The organism is Orrella dioscoreae, from assembly GCF_900089455.2.
GTDB lineage: Bacteria > Pseudomonadota > Gammaproteobacteria > Burkholderiales > Burkholderiaceae_B > Orrella > Orrella dioscoreae.
The window spans coordinates 634,034-650,097 of the sequence record NZ_LT907988.1 but is presented as its reverse complement, the minus strand read 5'-3'; the positions used below and the strand labels follow the sequence as shown (position 1 = coordinate 650,097).

The following is a 16,064-nucleotide window of genomic DNA, read 5'->3' as shown; positions in this document are numbered from 1 at the left end:
GCGCACCGACGCGGGCAATGCGCCGGGCTCGGGGGAAGCGTCGAGGAAAGATCGGGATTTTTTCTTGAGTCCTGGCGCGAGCCCCGCAGATTATGGAGACCCAGGCGATACTGCTGACGTCAACTAAGAGATTCTTTGCCTCTTCCTGCGCGCCGCCGCACCTGGATTACCGGTCTGCCGCGCACCGCGCCCACCCGATCATCACGAACGTGATTCTACCGAACACCAAAGTGATTGGAAGCTCCGATTCAATCACGGACGTGAAAACCTTTGGCGAACGGCTCCGTCACGCGCGACACCTGCGCGGCATGACCCAGCGCGAACTGGCGCTGGCGAGCAAGGTATCGCAAAGCGCGATCGGCAATTACGAAAGCGATCTGCGCAATTCCAGCCGTGCGCTGCTGCGGCTGGCGCAGGCGCTTGCGGTCAGCCCCGCATGGCTGGAGAACGGCCAGGGGGCCATGGAAGCCACCGCCACGGCGGCTGGGTATCCCATGCCACGCCACAACACGCCAACCCTGCGCGACGAGTTGACGGCGGAGCAACCCGCCCAACCCGCGGAATGGCTGTTCGACGCGCGCGATCACGAGCGCTACCTGCAACTCCATCCCGAGAACCGGCGCTTCCTGCGCCAGGCCATGCGCGCGCTGCTGGACTCGCTCCATGCGGAGCAAGGCACGCCCGTGTCCACGCGCAAATCCCGCCGCCCTACTTAATCCCGCGCACCCCGCGTTGCCGTCACCGTGTCGACATGCCCGCACCGAATTGGTGTCGCAGGCGATGCCGGCACGCGCGCCGACGGGGCATCGCGCACCATGCTGGCGTTCCCCGCAAAGCCGCGCCAGCAAAGGAGACAAGGGATTTCCCTCGATGTCGCAACGGTGCCATTTCTCCGCGCTTTTCTGCTATCCGGCCACGCCTCGCCCACATAAGATCGCCGCACATTCCACGCAACAACAAACAAGGGGTCATATCATGCGTACCTATCTGCTGGCGGGCGCGGTCGCGGCTTGCGCCTTCCTCTCCGTCACCACGCCCGCGACGGCGCAGCCGCTCAAGACCGTCGAGCCGGGCGTGCTCACCGTCGCGTTCTCGGGCGACATGCCGGGCACCGGATGGCAGGACGGCCGCATGACCGGCTACGACGGCGAAGTGCTGGAACGCGTTGCGCGCGCGCTGAACCTGAAGATCAAGCCCGCGCTCATGGAGTGGTCGGGCACGATCGCCTCGGTGCAATCGGGACGCGTGGACATCATGGCGGGCACCATGGGGTGGACGGCGCAGCGCGCGAAGATCATGACGCTGAGCGACCCCATCCAGTACTTCAAGAACGGCATCACGCAGACCGAGAAGACCAACTGGACCCGCCTGAAGGACCTGGAGAACAAGAAGGTCGGCACGATCACCGGGTTCTCGTTCATTCCTGAACTGCGCAAGCTCGACGGCCTGACGCTGTCGCTCTACGACACCTCGGACGCCGCCGTGCGCGACCTGCTGGCAGGCCGCATCGACGCGGTCATCGGCGACCCGCCCGTCATGCAGTACGCCCTGTCGCGCAATCCGGACTGGAAGCTCAAGTTCAACGCGTTCGAGGACAACGATCCGAAGTTCCCCTTGCTGACCGGCATGGGGCAGGTGGTCTTCGGCATGAACAAGGACAGCGAAGCGCTGGCCAGCGCCGTGAACGCGGAGATCGCCAAGCTGTGGAAGGAATGCGCCATGCGCGGGATCGGCAAGACCTACGGGCTGGAGCAGGACGTGTGGTACGTGCCCCAGGGCGCCAACGCCCGGCACGGGGTGGACCGGCCGGAAAGCTGGTCGCTGCCCGCTTGCCCGTGATCGTTTCTCCCACCGCCGCAAGGGAGGCGATAGCCATGCGCAAGACCTGCCAACCCACCCCGCTGGCGCGTCGACGCGCGCATGCCGGCGCCACGGCCGGCGGCAGCCCGGCCGCTGCCGGCCTGATGCGCGCCGGCACCCAGGACATCCGCGTCGAACCTTGGGAAACAGCCGAAAGCATCTATGACCTGCTGCCGGAGACGCTCCCCGCCCTGTCGCGTTTCGCGCTGCGGATGACAGGCCATCCTCACGACGCCGAGGACCTGGTCCAGCGCACCTGCGTGCGTGCGCTGGAATGCGGACATCAGTTGCGGCCAGGTTCGTCCGCGCGCAGCTGGCTCTACGCCATCATGTATTCGCTGTGGATGAACGAGTTGCGGGCGCGCCAGACCCACGGCGGCGAGCATGCGCCGTGGGACGACGCACTGGCTGCGCCATGCGACCATGGCCCGGACACGGAGTTGCAGTATCGGCAGACGGTGGAGATGCTGGAGCGCCTGCCCGAGCAGCAGCGCGCGGTGCTGCGGCTGGTCGCCATGGAAGGCTTCGGCTACAAGGAGGCCGCGCAGCGGCTGCAATTGCCCATCGGCACCGTCACCAGCCGCCTGGCCCGGGCCCGCGCCGCGATCGACAGGATGCTGGGCGCGAACGGCCTGGAGACGCCCGCCACCCGGCGCGCGGCGGACTGACCTAGGCGCGCGGCGCCCCCTCGCGCCGCGTCATCGCATAGAGCAGGCTGTCTCCCACGCGCGGGCCCTCACCGCCGTTGGGGCGGATCTCCCAGTTCTCCAGCCGCGCTTCCAGCCGGAAACCCAGGCGCTCCATGGCGCTGGCTGCCCGCCCTTCCGGCGCGCAGAAGGCGTGCACGCGATGCACGTCGGGGTGATCGGCGATCCAGTCCACCAGCTTGCGCAGCACGTGCAGTCCGGCGCTGCGGCGACGCACCGCCGGACTGCTGGCGCTGATGACGCCGATCTCCACGCGCGGCATGTAGGGCTGCACCTCGATGACGCCGCTGATGTCGCCGTTGTCCTTGCCCTGCACCACCCAGGCGAAGCCCGTTCCCAGATGCCAGTTCCGGCGGTAGCGCTGGATGGCCGCCAGGGTTTCCGCCTCGTCGCGATGCCGGGGGAACGCCAGCCAGCGCATCACGTCCTCGTCCGCGAAAAGATTGCGAAAGAGCGCCGCGCTGTCCGCCTCGGTGGGCGGCCGCGCGACGACCTTGTCGGATTCGATGATCAGTGGTGGCAGGAACATGGGCACATCGTAAGAGGCGGCGCGCAACGCGCGGGCCGGCGGGCGAACCCGCGTTGCGCGAAACGAAACCTGCCTCGCGTGTGGCCGGCGAGCCCGCCGCAATTTCGCCCCCATGCAAATGCCTTCGTGCCCGTGCGCGTGCGCACGGCCCGCCATCCCTACCATCGCTTCCATCATCCCGATACCGGTCACGCCATGAAGACGCCCCGTTTCCCACGCCAAGCCTGGATCGCCGCCTTGCCCCTGACACTGGCCTGCCTGGTTCCCGGCGCCGCGTGGAGCAAGGCGCAGCTGGAGCAGTGCTTTGACGCCGCCTCGGAGTTCCACCAGGTCAATCCGCTGGTCCTGCGCGCCATCGCGTGGCAGGAGTCGCGCCACAACCCCAAGGCCATCAACCGGAACAACAATGGCACGACCGATTACGGCATCATGCAGATCAACTCCATCCACCTGCGCGAACTGGGTGCCTACGACATCTCGGCCGAGACGCTGATGAAGCCCTGCGAGAGCATCTTCATCGCGGCGTGGTACCTGCGCCGCATGATGGACCGATACGGCAACACCTGGGATGCCGTGGGCTCCTATCATTCGCAGACCCCCGTGCACCGCGACCGCTATGCCAAGGGCATCGTGTCCACGCTGCGCGGCTGGGGCGTCCTGCAGGCGGCGCGATGAGCGCCGGCCTGCTGCTTGCCGAACACGAGGCCGCGCCTGCGGGACCTGCGCCCGGCCAGGCCGTGCCACGCCGGGACGACGCCGCCATTCTGACGCCGCTGTTCCAGGACGACCTGATCGCGCGCGAACGTGATGGCGTGCTGCGGCTTTACAAGGCCCTGACGCGTGACCGGCCCCTCTTTCGCGACGCCAATGGCAGCTGGGTGGTGTCGTCCTTCGAACAGGGTTGCGCCGTGCTGTCCGACCCCGCCTATGTCGCCCAGCCGCCACTGCCCGCCGAGGAGGCCGCGGTCTATGCCCCCATCCTGGCCACCATGCTGCTGCGTGACGGCGACGCGCACGCGGCGCTGCGGCGCCACTTCGCGCCGCTCTTCAAGACCCAGCGCATGGATCGCCTGCATGCCTTCATGGACCAGGACATCGCCACCTGCGTGGCGGCCCTGCCGGCCTCGGCATTCGACGCAGGCGCGTCCCTGGCCCATCACCTGCCCGCCCGGATGGCTTGCGTCCTGATGGGGCTGGCCCCCGAGCACGCGCCGCGCCTGGTTGCCCTGACGGCGCCGGTGCTCAGGCTGATCAGCGGCACACCGCTACCTCCCACCTCCATGCTGGCGCTGCTGCAAGCCAGCCGCGTGGCGATCCAGGCGCTGGCCACGCTGATGGCCAGGCAAGCCCCGGCGACGCTGCACTACCTGGACATCGACCCCCACGCCCTCGCCACGCACGCGCTGTCGGACGGCACCGAACACGCGAGCTGCGCCAGCAACCTGTGCCTGCTTTTCGTGGCGGCCTACACCACTTCGATGCTGAGCCTGGGCAATACGCTGGCGCTGGCCACCCAGCGCCCCGGCCTGTGGACGCAGATGGCGCAGGAGCCCTCGCGCATTCCCCGCACCGTCGCCGAACTGGGCAGGCTGGCGCCCGCCGCGCAGGCCTTGCAGCGATACGCCGCGCATGACCTCACCCTGGGAGACGTCCCCCTGCGCGCGGGCGAACCCGTGGTGGTGATGGTGGCGGCAGCCAACCGCGACCCCCGTGCGTTCGAGCACCCGGACGAAGTGGACCTCGGTCGCCACGCGCGGACCCTCACGTTCGGCGCCGGCCCCCACGGCTGCGTGGGCGTCGGACTGGCGCGCCGGCAACTGGGCGGCCTCCTGGCCGCGCTCACTTCCCGCTATCCGCGCCTCGCTCCGCTCGCGCGGCCATCGCGCGGCTTGCAGATCGGCACCTTCCTGGGGTACGACAGGCTATGGCTGGGGGTGCCTGCGGAATCGGCGAAAGCGCCCGCCCCTGTCAGGCAGCCGAACGCATGATGGTGTCGGTGGGAGACTCGTTGAACTCACGGCGGTACGCATTGGCCAGCGTGGACCGGTGGCGCACGCCCCATTTGGCGGCGATGGCCAGCACGTTCTTGGAAGACCCCTCGCTGAGCAGTTCGCTGTGGATGCGCTCCATCCGCAGCCGCCGGATGAGCTGCGTCGGGCTGATGCCGATACTGCTGCGCATGGCCAGTTGCAGGGCACGCTCCGTGACGCCGATGTGCGCCGCGACCTCCTTGACGGACAGGTCGGGCTGGTCCAGGTGCTCGACCAGATAGGCATAGGCCCTGCGGTACTTCCCCACGAGTCTCGCGCTGATGTCGTCCGCCGCCGCCACCTGTTCGCGCCTCGCCGCCGGCAGCGGCACCAGGGTGTTCATCGTCATGGCCTGTTCGCGCGTGCGTTTCATGGCCAGCAGGCAATAACGCCGGTAATGCGCATCCGCCTCAGTGCGCCTGCCCTGGCGGCGAGGCAGCTCGGCCTGGCAGAACAGGTAGTCCAGCAGCCAATGGCCGCCACGGGGCATGCTCACGCCGGGTTCCCCGAACGACTCCAGCGCCTGGCGCGCGACATCGGGCGCGCCGCCCGCCAGCGCCGCGACCGCCAGGTCCAGCCTGAGAAAGCGCGCGTACTCGGGCATGCCCAGTCCGGCTGCCCACTGCACCGTGTCATGCAACGCCGCCAGGCCGTGCTGGCCGCCCTCCGCCAGGGTGCGCAGATGCTGCTGGAAGGCGCCATGGCGGGCAAGCGCGCCGCCGTCGACAGGCGAGGACAGCGAGGGTTCGAGGTCGGCCGGCAGCCGCAATTCCGTCACCAGATGGCGCCAGAACACGTGGTCCACAAGGCCCTCGGCGCCGCGCCAGCGCACCTGCGCGAGCAGCTCCTGCTGGAGCACCGCCGCAAGCGCGGGCCACACGCCTTCCGCCGCCTCACCCGCCATGGCCTCGACGCGCTCGGCGCAGTCCCAGGCGGCCTCCAGCTGGCCAAGCTGGAACATGACGAGCGCCAAGCCCAGCCACGCCTCGCGTTGCAAGGCGGGTTGCGCGCGTTCGTCTTCCACGACACGGCGAAAGCAGGCCAGCGCCGCGCCGTTACGCTGCAGGAACAGCGCCTGCCAGGCCGCATTGCGGCATGACAGCACGCGGAAGTAGTCGCGCTCGTCGGCCAACGCCTTGAGCGCATCGCGATGCAGCTGCTCCGCCTCCTCGTAGCGGCCGAACAGCCACTGCATATCCGCGTAAGCCCGCTGCGTGTCGGGGCCCGCGGGCACATCCGCGTCCATGCGCGCGGCCAGCTGACGCTCGAGGGCGTGGAACTCGCCCTGCCACGCCAGGCGGACCTGGGAGGGAGACAGGGCGGGGGATGCCGTCAGTGCCGCCACGGCGAAATACAGATGCGTGTGCATAACTGCAACTCCTTACATATTTCTTCCGCCACGCCGCCTGCACATCGCAGGCGGCGCCGCTCGCAAGCCAGGGCGGCTGGTAGCCGCCCAGCCCCGGAAGCCGGGCCGACCCGTTACGAGAACCTCAAAAACGCCCCGTTTATTCCTCGCTTTCCGCTAGCCATTGCCACGCAATGTAAAAAGTACTACCGGGCATTCCGACGTCTTCTCTCACAATTGCGAAGATCAGTGTTACGGCGTAACAGCATCGTGACATTTCCATACAAGGCGCGGGGTCGGTTCAGCGATCCCCCCTGCCCTGCAGCGGCGTGGCGGCACCGCCCGCCGGCCCCTCGCGCAAACCGAGAGCGGATATCTGCTCACGCAATTCCGCCAGGGTGATCTGGTCTTTCACCTGATCGACGAACGTGGCCACCAGCATCGCCAGCGCGACCAACGCAAAAGCGCCTTTCAGGGGCTGCCCCAACGTTTGCAGCTCCAGTTTGGCGGCCACGCGCGCCGCCATGCCGATGGCCAGGTCGATGATGACCAGGAGCACCATGAATGGCATGGCCATCTTGGCCAGCATCAGCATCATGGAATCCGTCTGCCGCAACACGAAGTCTCCCAGCATGGCCGCTGGCGCCGGCGACAGCGACGCCAGCGGCCACCAGCGATAGGAGTCGTACAGGATGCCGAGCAATACGATCATGCCGCCCAGCCCCCAGAAGACGACGATGGCGCACTGGCCAAGCAGGGTCCCCAGGATGCTGGTCTGTTCGCCGTAGCTGGGGTTGGATGACTGGACATTGTTGTAGCCGTTCAGTTCGTCCACATAGCTGCCCACGCTTTGCGCCACCCAGAACACCGCCCCCGCCGCGTAGCCCAGCACCAGCCCGATGAGCGCCTCTTTCAGGCAAATGAGCACCAGCACCGCGCCGTGCATCAGCAACTGGTCGGGCGACTGGCTGACCGCGATGAAGAAACTCCAGACGATCACGATGCCGTTGCGCACGAGGCCCTGCAGATAGTCTCCCGCCGTGGGGGGGAAGATGATGAAGAGCACGGCCAGCCGGATGCTGCACAGTCCGGTCATGATGAGCAGCTGGATCGCCTCGCGGCCCATCTCGTGCACGGTGATGTCCATGGCGCGTCCGGTCCTTAGCGCTGCAAGCCGCCCGCGCGACGCCGCGCGGCGCTGTTTTCCTCGGCCTGCTCTTCCTGCCTGTGCATGTCGCGCAGGGTCTCGCCGCGGCGCAACAGGGCGATGCGTTGCGCATAGGCGTCCATGCGCGCCTGGCAGCGTCCGACGCCCCGGGCCAGTTCGTCGGCGTGCTCGCGCGCGGCGTCGCGCGCCCGGGCCCTCCGCGCAACCTCCTTGTCGGCCGCCGCTTGCCGCGCCTCGCGGTCCTCGCGTTCGCGAAGCAGGACCACCATGCGCGCGGCGGAAAACGCCGGCTGGTCCTTCAATGCCTGTATCCGCTGCGCGCAACTGGCCACCGCCTCGCGCGAATGCGTCAGGGCGTCCTGCGCGGCGTCGTGGGCCTGCGCGCGCTCGGCTTCCCGATCCCGCGCCTCGCGCAGGCTCACGCGCAGGGCGTCATGCTCACGCCGCGCCTTGTCCTGCATGATCCGGTAGACCGCCAGCCGCCTGCGCGCGTCGTTCGTCATGCATTCACCTTGGCAGGTCCGCCAGCAGGGCCAGGCCATCGAACGTGTCGTCGAAGGCCTGGAACTCGTCCGTGCGCTGGGCAAGGAATGCCTGGATCGCGCCGTGTCGCGCCAAGGCCTGGTCCGCCAGGGGGTCGCTGCCGGCCTGGTACTCGCCAATCTGCACCAGGGTTTCCACCTCGCGATGCCGGGCCATCAAGCTGCGCAGCCGGCCCGCCGCGCGCTGATGCGAAGGCGCCACCACCTGGGGCATGACGCGCGACAGGCTTGCCAGCACGTCGATCGCGGGGTAATGGTTGCGCGCCGCGATCTCGCGCGACAGCACGACGTGCCCATCCAGCAGGCCGCGCACTTCCTCGGCCACCGGGTCGTCACCGCTCTCGTCCTCGGCCAGCACGGTATAGACGGCGGTGATCGCCCCCTTTTCATTCAAGCCCGTGCGCTCCAGCAGGCGCGGCAGCTCGGCGAAGGTCGAAGGCGGAAAGCCGCGGCGGGTCGGCGGCTCGCCCGCTGCCAGGCCGATCTCGCGCTGCGCACGCGCGTAGCGGGTAAGGGAGTCCATCATCAGCAGCACATGCTTGCCCTGATCCCTGAAGTCCTCGGCGATGGCCGTGGCGATGTGGGCCGCCTTCGCCCGCTCGATGGCGGAGCGGTCCGACGTGGCGCAGACGACCACGGACCTGGCCATGCCTTCCTCGCCCAGGGTCTGGCTGATGAACTCGCGCACCTCGCGGCCTCGTTCGCCGATCAGGGCGATGACGTTGATGTCGCAGCGCGCGCCGCGCGCGAGCATGCCAAGCAGGGTGCTCTTGCCCGCGCCGGCAGGCGCGAAAATGCCGATACGCTGGCCGATGCCCAAGGTCAGCAGCCCGTCGACGGCGCGCACACCCGTCTCCAGCGCCGTATCCATCAGTGGACGCGCCATGGGATTGGGCGGTTCGCCGAAGGCCGAACGCCAGGCTCGGCCGGTAATGGCGCCACGGCCATCCAGCGGCTCGCCCAGGCTATCGACCACGCGGCCCACGAGGCCTTCACCGACCTGGATGGACAGGGCCCGCCCCAGCGCGTGCACCTGGGTCGAGCGGGACAGGCCATCGACCGGTCCGAAAGGCGAGAGCAAGGCCGACTCGCGGGCGAATCCCACCACCTCGGCCCGCTGCAACAACGAGCCATCGGCACGACGCAGCTCGCACAGCTCGCCGATCTGCGCGTCCACCCCAACGGCACGTATCAGCGTGCCCACCACCTCCTGCACCTTGCCGGTGCAGGCCGTCAGCGGGCGTTCATGCAGCGCGCGGCCGATCGATCCGATCAGCTCCGTCCAGGCCTGGCGCGGAGGTTCGCCCAAGGGCAGGGGCGAGGAGGCAGGCGGCGGCTGGGTCATCCTTCCTGCTTGTCCAGCGATCGCTGCAACACGGCCGCGAGCGCACGCAACTGGACGTCCAGGCTGGCGTCCACGGTGCCCACCTCGGTCTGGCAGACGCAGGCGCCGGCGGCCAGGCCCGCATCGGCTTCCACCGTCACGGACATGGGCTTGCCCGCGGCCCGCCAGCGCTCGGCCAGCTGCGCGAATGCTTCGCTGGCGGCCGCCTGGTCCTCGGGGTGCACCTGCACCACGATCGCCGCATGCTCGCCGATGATCCCCTCCACGGTCTGGACCGCCCGCGCGAAGAGATCGCCGGGGGCATGCACGCGCACGATACGGCTGACCGCCTCCACCACGATCGCCGCCACCTCGTCGCGCGAAGCAAGCTGGGCGGCATGCCGCAAGGCAAGCGCGGCATCGGCCTCTTCCCACCATTGCGCCAGGGCATCCACGCGTCCCTGTTCCGCGCCACGCAAGGCCGCCGTCTCGTAGGCGGCCTGCGCATCGGCCAGCAGGGACGCCGCCGCGATTTCCGCCTCGCCCAGGCAGGCCTTCGCCCGCGCCTGCGCCTCGGCCATCCGCGCCTCGCAGGCCTGGTGAGTCGCCACCCAGGCTTCATCGAGCGACATCAGACGGCCTTGCGCATGCGCGGGAATGACCGCGTCCGCCAGACCGATGGCCAGTTCCCCTTCGCCGGGCGCGCGCAGCCAGACCATCATGCCAGCATCTCCTCGTGCCTGACGGCCAGTTGCGCCACCAACAGGCTGCCGCGCGTGTCGGCCCAATCGCACACCGCCGGCACGCCCACGGCGCAGGCCGCATCGAGCGCCAGCGGAATGAGGCCACAAGGCCCCTGGTCGAACACCACGCCGTCGCGAAGCAGCAGGCAATACCCTTGCCAAGCCAGCGAGTCGGCGCAACAGCGCGACAACGCGCCGCCGGACTCGACACTGGCAGGCGATGCGTGGGCCAGGATGCCCGACACCCACTCGCCTGCCCGCGGACCCAGCCACGACGCCAGCAACGCGCGGCGCGGCGTGTCGATCCAATGGCGCAGTTCGGCCGCATGGGCATGCAGCGCGCGCAGGCGGGCGAGCCGGACCATGTTGCCGACGGACAGGCCGTACAGCGCCTGTCCTCCTCGCAGGAATGCATCCAGCGCGGGCATGGGCAACCCGGCGGCGGACAACCAGCGTTCCGCCTGTTCCGCCGTGACGCCGCCGGACGCGCCGCGCAGCACCTGCATGCCTACGTCCTGGCGCGAGTCATGCAGCCACGTGTCCACCTGGCGCCTGTGGCGCTGGTGGGAAAGCAGGCGGCGCGCCACCTGCCGGGCCTGCACCCGGTGGCGGTCGCCCGCGCCAATGGGAATGGGTTCGACCATGGGCTTACTCGTTGGCGTTGGCCGCCACGGCCTTGCCCTCGCGGCGAGAGCGGCCGAACAGGCCACCCAGCGCCTCGGGCCAGCCGGCGGCGTGGCGCCGCAATGCCAGCGCAATTGCCGAGGCCCCCAGCAGGAAGAGTCCCAACGCCGCGCCCACCAGCAGATTCCGGTCCGGCTCGCTGGCGCGCGCCTGCGCCGGCATGACCAGCGGGTCGGCCTGCACCAGTGTCAGGCTGACCTGGTCATACGACAGCCCCTCGACGCTGTGCACCACCATGTTCTTGATCTGGGGCGTGAGCGCGTCCAGGTTGGCGTCGGAACGGTACTTGATGAAGACCGACGCCGAGGACGGCCGCACCGACGTGGCAAGCGGATCGTTATTGGGCAGCACGATGTGCACGCGTGCCAGGATCACGCCGTCGATCCGCGACAAGGTCTCGGAAAGCTGCTGTTCGCTGCCGTAGATGAAGCGCACGCGCTCCTGCACCGGCGTGGACACGAAACCGTCCTTCTTGAAGAGCTCGCCCAGGTTGTCGTAGCTGCGCTCCGGCAGGCCGCGCACGCGCAGCACTTCCATGGCCTGCACCATGGCGTCGCGCTTGACCACCGCGCTCCAGCTCTTGCCGCCGTCCGGGCTTTCCTTACGCGCCGGGATGCCGGCCTCAAGCAGCGCCGCCACCACTTCGTTGGAGTCCCGCTCGCTCAGGTTGCTGTAAAGCGTCTGGTCCGAACACGCAGCCAGCAACAGCACGCACGCGGGTGCCAGGACGCAGGCGCGCGCGCGCCGCAGGAGGGCGGGCGTCATCATTGGTTTTTCATGAGCGTGGACAAGGCGTCCTTGGACGCGGTGATCGTGGCCATCTTGGCCTGCATGTCCACGGTCAGGCTGGCGGTCTCGACCTGAACCAGCATCGCGGCCGCGAACATCTTGTCGGGCGCCAGGCTGGACAGATTGTTGCCGAGCCAGACCGCATCGTTCGCCACGCGATGGATGGCCGCATCCTGCGCGTGCGCGATGGCCGCGATCGGATTGGTCTGCTGCGCCCCGGCCGCCTGCGGCGGCGCAAGCGGCCCTGTCTGCATGAGTTCGGCGAAGCGCTGGGCCGCATCCTGGCTGACGGCGCCAGGATCGACATTGGTCACCGCCTGCACCGCCTCTTTCAACTGCACGGCATCGATCTGCATGGCGTCCCCCTCAAACCCGTAGATACGCACCCGCGGGCGCGATGGTTGCCGCAGGCGCCGATGCAGCGGCGCCCATATCGGTCAAGGCTGCCTCCTGGCTGCGCTGGTTCTGCTCGATCAACTCGCGCACCGAATCAGGCTCGTCATAGACACCCTTCACGCTGGCTTCGCGCGCCGCCCGCTCCAGGTCCTGGCGCGCCACCAGCGCCTGCACCAGCAGGCGATGGGAGTCGGTGACGCGCTGCCCGGCCAGCAAGGCGTCGGCGGCGGCACGCCAGTCGGCGTCGCCCAGCAGGCCCATGCAGAACACGGCCATGGCGTCGCTGCTGGGCGAACACAGCCCGCGGTCGCGCAGGTCCGTGAAGATCGCGCTGGCGCCCTGCCAGTCCCTGCGCGTCACGGCCACCATGCCACGCAGCATGGCCAGCTCGCGCAGCCCGGGACGCAGGGTCTGCAGCATATCCACCATCTCTTCCATGTCGTCCGGTTCGATGGTCGCTTCGGGAAACTTCCTGAATACCACCGCGTTGAACAAGGCGACCAGGCCGGCGAACGCATCGTCGCCGCACTGGATTTCCGCTGTCTGCGTCATGGAGCCCTCTCATGGATGTCAATGAAGTGCTGGCATCGTATGCCTGCCCGCCAGGCGCCGATGGACGGCAATGCGAAGCGATCGTCCGGGAAGCGAAGCCCAGCCTCGGGCGGGCCGCAGCGCCGCCTGGGCCTTCGCCGGCCGGGCTGGCGGTTCGCTTTTCCGCCACGCGCGTCGCGGCGGCGTGGCTATGGTGCCGGGACCCGCCTGCCTGCGGGTGGAAGCCCTGCCATGAGCGAAGAGAAAACCGAAAGCCCGACAGAGAAGAAACTGCGCGACGCGCGATTGCAGGGCGCCGCGCTCAAGAGCCAGGACATCGTCGACAGCATGTCGCTGCTGGCGGTGGTCGTCCTGATGATCAGCGCCACCTCGTGGCTGGCCGGCCATTTCAATGACATCCTGGCGGAAGGCCTGGCCTTCGTGGACGGCGACCACGACGACACCGCACTGCTCTCCGCGCTGTGGCGCATCCTGCGCTCGGCGCTCATCGCCTCCCTTGCGGTCGTTGCCGCGGCGGCCGGCGCGGCGCTGCTGGCGCTTGCCCTGCAGGTCGGATTCCATCCCACGCTCAAGCCCGTCACGCCGAGGCTGGAGAACGTGAACCCCGTCGCCGGCTTCAAGCGGCTGTTTTCCTTGCGGGCGCTGCTGGACCTGGCCAAGTCCATCGTCAAGGCCTTGATCTTCCTTTGGATAGGAGGACTGGTGCTGGCCTGGCTGCTGCCCATTGCGCTGGCCGCCGCATACCAGCCCGTCAGGGAGCTTGCGCATCTGGCCTGGCAGGCCTGCATGCGCCTGTTGCAGTTCTGGCTGGGCGTCTACCTGGTGATCGGCCTCATCGACTGGTTCCTGCAGCGCATGGTGTTCCTGCGCAGCCAGCGCATGTCCAAGGACGAGGTCAAGCGCGAACACAAGAACGACGAGGGCGATCCGATCATCAAGGGTGAACGCCGCAAGCTGCAGCGCAGCAGCGCGGACGGCCCCGAGCCTTCCCCGAAGGCCGCCATGCGCCAGGCCTCGGTGCTCGTCACCAACCCCACGCACTACGCGGTGGCGTTGCGATACCACCCGCAGGAGTGCCCCGTCCCTCAGATCCTGGCCACCGGCATGGACGAGCAGGCGGCCGTGCTGCGCGAACTCGCGCGGCGCGAGGATGTTCCCATCGTCGCCAACCCGCCCCTGGCGCGCGCGCTGTACCAGGCCGGGCCGGGCGCCTACATACCCGAACCGCTGTTCGAGGCCGTCGCGGCCGTGCTGCGTTGGGTGCTTGCCACCGCGCACCTCGAACAATCCTCCACCCTCCCGCAGCAGGCCAGCGATCCATGATGATCAAGACGTTCAAGCTCCCCACCGGCGGCGAAGCCGGCATCGCCATTCTGCTGGCGGCGGTCGTGATGCTGATGATCCTGCCCCTGTCGCCCACGATGATCGACATCCTGGTGTCGATCAACATCTGCGTCAGCATCACGCTGTTGATGACCACGATGTACGCGCGCGGACTGACATCGCTGACTGCCTTCCCGACCCTGCTGCTCTTCACCACCCTGTATCGCCTGTCTCTGAACATCGCCTCGACGAAGTCCATCCTGCTCCACGCGGAAGCGGGCGACATCATCGAGAGCTTCGGCAACCTCGTGGTGGGGGGCAACCTGGTCGTGGGGCTGGTGGTCTTCGCCATCATCACCATCGTGCAGTTCATCGTGATCGCCAAGGGCTCCGAGCGCGTGGCGGAGGTGGGCGCCCGTTTCACCCTGGACGGCCTGCCCGGCAAGCAGATGAGCATCGACGCGGACCTGCGCGCCGGCATCCTGACGCCGGAGGAGGCACGGCGCAAGCGCGCCCACCTTTCCCTGGAAAGCGCCCTGCATGGCGGCATGGACGGCGCCATGAAGTTCGTGAAGGGCGATGCGATCGCCGGGCTGCTCATCACGGCGGTCACCATCATCGCCGGCATCGCGGTGGGCGTGCTGTACCACGGAATGAGCACGTCGCAATCGGCCTCTCATTTCGCGGTGCTGTCCATCGGCGACGCCATGGTGTCGCAGATCCCGTCGCTGATCATCTCGGTGGCGGCGGGCATCATGATCACGCGGGTGTCCGATGACACGCAGTCCACGCAGAAGGGCAACAGCTCGCTGGGCGAGGACATCGTGCGCCAGATCCTGGGAGACCCTCGCGCGCTGGGGTTCGCCGCGGTGCTGGTAGGCAGCTTCGCCGCGATGCCGGGCTTTCCCTGGCCGCTGTTCCTGCTGCTGGGCGGCCTGCTGGGCGTGGCCAGTTTCCGCGCGGCGCGCAGTGGCGCCTCGGGGAGCGAGCCGCCCGCCGGCGGATCCCCGTTGCAACGGGCCGGCGCCAAGCAGGAAGACGCACGGATACGCGCGCAGGCGCCCCAGTTCACCTGCGCCGTCGGCGTCAAGCTCTCGCCAGCGCTGGCCCGCGGCCTATCGCGCGAACGCCTGGACGCCGCATTCGAGCGCCGCCGCGTCGCCCTGCAGGAAGCACTGGGCCTGCCCTTCCCGGGCATCACCATGTGGCACAGCGATACCGTCAGCGACCACGGCTACCAGGTGCTGCTCCAGGACGTGCCCGTCGCCACCGTGGCCTTGCCGCCCGGCAAGCTGCTGGTGCCACAGGCCGAGGACGATGCGACGCTAGCCGCGCGTTGCGAGGCGCGCGGCGCGGCCGGCGGCTTCGAGAAGACCTGGTGGCTGTCCGCCAGGGAGGCGGCCGACGTACCCCAGGCCTGGTCCGTGGAAGAGGTGATCGCCAACGAGACCATCGGCGTGCTGCGCAAGTCGGCCTCCATCTTCGTCGGCATCCAGGAAACGCAATGGGTGCTGGACCAGCTCAACGTGGACTATCCCGGCCTGGTGACCGAGGTCCAGAAATCGCTGTCGGTGCAACGCATCGCCGAGGTGCTGCGCCGCCTGCTCGAAGAGGAAGTGTCCATCCGCAATGCGCGCGGCATCATGGAAAGCCTGGTCATCTGGGGCCCGAAGGAAAAGGACCTGCTGATGCTCACGGAGTATGTGCGCTGCGACATGGCGCGCTATATCGCGTGGCGCGCCACCGCGGGCGGCAGCGCCCTGCCCGCGGTGCTGCTGGAGGCGGAACTGGAGCAGTACATCCGGCAATCCATCAAGCAGACTCCCACTGGCAACTTCCTTGCCTTGCCACCGGAAGAGATCGACGTGATCGTGCAGCGCATCGTCGCGCTGTCGGAGCCGGACGCGAGCGGACGCGTGGCGGGCGCGGCGCTGGTGGCGTCCATGGATATCCGCAGGTATGTGCGGCGCATGATCGAGGTGCGGCTGAACTGGCTGCCGGTTTATTCCTACCAGGAACTCGGCGGCCTGGTGGAACTGCGGCCGCTGGGCCGCGTCGGCATGTAATCG

The 16,064-nt window shown here is 68.6% G+C and carries 17 protein-coding genes; 7 read left to right on the top strand and 10 right to left on the bottom strand.

Features of this window, described 5'->3' with window-relative positions:
- Positions 1–92: 92 nt before the first annotated feature.
- From ODI_RS03080 to ODI_RS03070, 3 genes are all read left to right on the top strand, one after another.
- The gene (locus tag ODI_RS03080) at positions 93–716 is read left to right on the top strand and encodes a helix-turn-helix domain-containing protein (RefSeq protein WP_098020822.1); all 624 of its coding nucleotides are present in this window, start codon (positions 93–95) and stop codon (positions 714–716) included.
- Positions 717–975: 259 nt separating this feature from the next.
- The gene (locus ODI_RS03075; protein WP_067753936.1) at positions 976–1,839 is read left to right on the top strand and encodes a substrate-binding periplasmic protein; all 864 of its coding nucleotides are present in this window, start codon (positions 976–978) and stop codon (positions 1,837–1,839) included.
- A 35-nt stretch (positions 1,840–1,874) separates the two neighbouring features.
- A complete protein-coding gene (locus ODI_RS03070; RefSeq protein ID WP_197707132.1) occupies positions 1,875–2,528 on the top strand; it encodes an RNA polymerase sigma factor in 654 nt (217 codons plus the stop codon).
- 1 nt (position 2,529) lies between these two features.
- Here the strand turns inward: ODI_RS03070 and ODI_RS03065 are convergent, their stop codons facing one another.
- Positions 2,530–3,096, bottom strand: coding sequence for a GNAT family N-acetyltransferase (locus ODI_RS03065; protein ID WP_067753933.1), 567 nt, complete (start codon positions 3,094–3,096; stop codon positions 2,530–2,532).
- Positions 3,097–3,291: 195 nt separating this feature from the next.
- Between ODI_RS03065 and ODI_RS03060 the strand changes: the two genes are divergently transcribed.
- Together ODI_RS03060 and ODI_RS03055 are read left to right on the top strand one after the other, a co-directional pair.
- A complete protein-coding gene (locus tag ODI_RS03060) occupies positions 3,292–3,771 on the top strand; it encodes a lytic transglycosylase domain-containing protein (protein WP_067753987.1) in 480 nt (159 codons plus the stop codon).
- The gene (locus ODI_RS03055) at positions 3,768–5,084 is read left to right on the top strand and encodes a cytochrome P450 (protein ID WP_067753930.1); all 1,317 of its coding nucleotides are present in this window, start codon (positions 3,768–3,770) and stop codon (positions 5,082–5,084) included. The genes ODI_RS03060 and ODI_RS03055 overlap by 4 nt, the downstream gene beginning before the upstream one ends.
- Here ODI_RS03055 and ODI_RS03050 read toward each other — a convergent pair.
- The 9 genes from ODI_RS03050 to ODI_RS03010 all read right to left on the bottom strand — a co-directional run bounded on the left by ODI_RS03050 (position 5,065) and on the right by ODI_RS03010 (position 12,672).
- Positions 5,065–6,495, bottom strand: a complete 1,431-nt coding sequence (locus tag ODI_RS03050) for a helix-turn-helix transcriptional regulator (RefSeq protein WP_067753927.1) — start codon at positions 6,493–6,495, stop codon at positions 5,065–5,067. The two genes, ODI_RS03055 and ODI_RS03050, sit on opposite strands and share 20 nt — an antisense overlap.
- A gap of 280 nt (positions 6,496–6,775) precedes the next feature.
- Complete coding sequence (gene sctT, locus ODI_RS03045; RefSeq protein WP_067753924.1) at positions 6,776–7,621, bottom strand: type III secretion system export apparatus subunit SctT; 846 nt, start codon at positions 7,619–7,621, stop codon at positions 6,776–6,778.
- 14 nt (positions 7,622–7,635) lie between these two features.
- Complete coding sequence (locus tag ODI_RS03040; RefSeq protein WP_157929706.1) at positions 7,636–8,145, bottom strand: hypothetical protein; 510 nt, start codon at positions 8,143–8,145, stop codon at positions 7,636–7,638.
- Positions 8,146–8,149: 4 nt separating this feature from the next.
- Positions 8,150–9,529 carry a type III secretion system ATPase SctN gene (gene sctN, locus ODI_RS03035; RefSeq protein ID WP_082985311.1) on the bottom strand — a complete coding sequence of 460 codons (1,380 nt, stop codon included), beginning with the start codon at positions 9,527–9,529 and terminating at the stop codon, positions 8,150–8,152.
- Positions 9,526–10,230: a type III secretion system stator protein SctL gene (gene sctL, locus ODI_RS03030; protein WP_067753918.1), complete on the bottom strand. Its 705-nt coding sequence runs from the start codon at positions 10,228–10,230 to the stop codon at positions 9,526–9,528. Before sctL ends, sctN begins: the two co-directional genes overlap by 4 nt.
- Positions 10,227–10,895 (bottom strand): type III secretion protein HrpB4, encoded by a 669-nt coding sequence (locus ODI_RS03025; protein WP_067753915.1) that lies wholly within the window; start codon positions 10,893–10,895, stop codon positions 10,227–10,229. Before ODI_RS03025 ends, sctL begins: the two co-directional genes overlap by 4 nt.
- Before the next feature lie 4 nt (positions 10,896–10,899).
- Positions 10,900–11,703, bottom strand: coding sequence for a type III secretion system inner membrane ring lipoprotein SctJ (gene sctJ, locus ODI_RS03020; protein WP_067753912.1), 804 nt, complete (start codon positions 11,701–11,703; stop codon positions 10,900–10,902).
- Positions 11,700–12,080: a hypothetical protein gene (locus ODI_RS03015; protein WP_067753909.1), complete on the bottom strand. Its 381-nt coding sequence runs from the start codon at positions 12,078–12,080 to the stop codon at positions 11,700–11,702. The genes sctJ and ODI_RS03015 overlap by 4 nt, the downstream gene beginning before the upstream one ends.
- A gap of 10 nt (positions 12,081–12,090) precedes the next feature.
- On the bottom strand, positions 12,091–12,672 hold the full coding sequence (locus tag ODI_RS03010; RefSeq protein ID WP_067753906.1) for an HrpB1 family type III secretion system apparatus protein: 582 nt from the start codon (positions 12,670–12,672) through the stop codon (positions 12,091–12,093).
- A gap of 231 nt (positions 12,673–12,903) precedes the next feature.
- Here ODI_RS03010 and ODI_RS03005 point away from each other — a divergent pair, with 231 nt between their 5' ends.
- Both ODI_RS03005 and sctV read left to right on the top strand, forming a co-directional pair.
- Positions 12,904–13,995 carry an EscU/YscU/HrcU family type III secretion system export apparatus switch protein gene (locus ODI_RS03005; protein WP_067753903.1) on the top strand — a complete coding sequence of 364 codons (1,092 nt, stop codon included), beginning with the start codon at positions 12,904–12,906 and terminating at the stop codon, positions 13,993–13,995.
- On the top strand, positions 13,992–16,061 hold the full coding sequence (gene sctV, locus ODI_RS03000; protein WP_098020821.1) for a type III secretion system export apparatus subunit SctV: 2,070 nt from the start codon (positions 13,992–13,994) through the stop codon (positions 16,059–16,061). The genes ODI_RS03005 and sctV overlap by 4 nt, the downstream gene beginning before the upstream one ends.
- The last annotated feature ends 3 nt before the right edge of the window (positions 16,062–16,064 follow it).